Raw genomic sequence first — 1,751 nt, 5'->3', positions numbered from 1 at the left:
GAAAAGAATTTTTATTTTTATATTAAATAATTCGCACTTGACAGTTTCTCCTCATCGGAGAAACTCGTACGCAATGGGGCGCTTCCCCCTTGACCCCCTTCAACCGGATTTTTCAGCCATACAGGCATTTCAAATCCGGGCGGTTTTCATTCCGTTTCACTGCATAAAAACCGAACCCACAACCCAGCAGAGGTGAACATGGCCAGCTACCACTTCAGCGTCAAAAGCAAAAATAAGGGCTATGCGACCGGCCATTATCTCTACATTTCCCGGCTGATGCAGTATGAAGGCATCCGCAAAACCAGCAATGAGACCATAGAACATATTGAACCTGGTCGATGTATGCCTGCCTTTGTAAAAGATCCCATTGATTTTTGGCAGGCAGCAGATACGTATGAACGAGCCAATGCCAAGGCCTACATGGAGTATGAAATTGCCCTACCGAATGAGTTCACGTCAGAACAGCGTAAAACGCTCATAGAGACGTTTTTAGACAAACATATAGTTCCACAGCAATATCCGCACTCATACGCCATACACAACGTAAAATCACGTATCAGTGGCGAAGATCAGCCTCATTGTCATCTGATGTTCTCGCTAAAAGCGGATGACGGCATTGAACGCAGCGCAGAACAGTACTTCAAACGCTATAACCCTCAAGATCCAGCCAAAGGCGGTGCCAAAAAAATCCAACTTCAAGATGGCCATGAAGACTATTCCACTTTTTTGATCTATATCCGAAAACAATGGGAAAATCATTTGAATGATGCCCTTGCACAGCACTGCCCGACCGTCACCTACACACTGGATGGCCAAGACATCACCATCAAAAATCAGGTTTCAGCAGACAGCTATGAAAAATATAACGAGATCCACAGCACGCTATACCTTCCAGAGCCAAAACTAGGCGTTGGACAACAAAATGCGACAGCGGAATATCTCGCCCAAATCCAAAAAATCAGAGAACACAACCAGCAAGAACGAGAACTCGAAGAACGCCAAAAGCAATTAGATCAACAACATGAATATTTTTATAGTGCTGAAAACAACCCAATTTCATCATTGGAAGTCATGTATTACCTGAATTACTTAATCAATAATGCAACAAATAAGGACAAACTAAAAAATGATTTGAATGAAATTATCAAAAACCAAGGCCCTATACTTAAACAAGAAGCTTGGTCCATCTACGAAATGAATGAAAAACTAGAAGACTCAAGACGTAACAGTACCCACTGTTTTGAGTTCGAGGTGCATTCACTTCCTGAATACGTATTACCTATACAAAATACGCCTCCCAAACGCACTCAATCAGAACCAGTACAACCTAAAGCTGATGATTATGATTACGGTGGCCCTGGTTTTTAAGCTCAGTTGGTTTTATCCAAAGTTTACAGAGCGAGTGTCTACGAGCGAACAGACACAATTAAAATTTTTGCCATGCTTTTTCCCTGATTACAAACTCCCCTTTGCTGCTGAGACTGAGATACAGAGCATCCCGGAGGGTGCGAACAGATTTAATTTGCATCTAGGTCGAGCGAAGCGAGTATAAAAAACTTATGAGCGAAGCGAATTCCGAGTTGCTTTTGCTTTTTTGAAGTTATCACGAGATTAACCCAAAAATTGCCCCTTCGAACTGAGCGTAAGCGAAGTTCAATAGAGTTTGAGCGTAGCGAAAACATAGGGCAATTTTTCCTATCCTGAGCTTTTAATTATTTTTAATACTTTTAAATGCTTTTAAATCCTCTGGA

General features: G+C 41.7%; 1 protein-coding gene. It reads left to right on the top strand.

Going from position 1 to position 1,751, the window contains the following annotated elements; translation table 11 throughout:
* Window positions 1–198 precede the first annotated feature (198 nt).
* Window positions 199–1,368: a MobA/MobL family protein gene (locus tag VXQ92_RS16730; protein WP_416682578.1), complete on the top strand. Its 1,170-nt coding sequence runs from the start codon at window positions 199–201 to the stop codon at window positions 1,366–1,368.
* Window positions 1,369–1,751 lie beyond the last annotated feature (383 nt).

Source organism: Acinetobacter sp. 228, assembly GCF_048147885.1.
The sequence above is the reverse complement of the archived record's forward strand: the minus strand, read 5'-3'. Positions and strand labels throughout refer to the sequence as shown.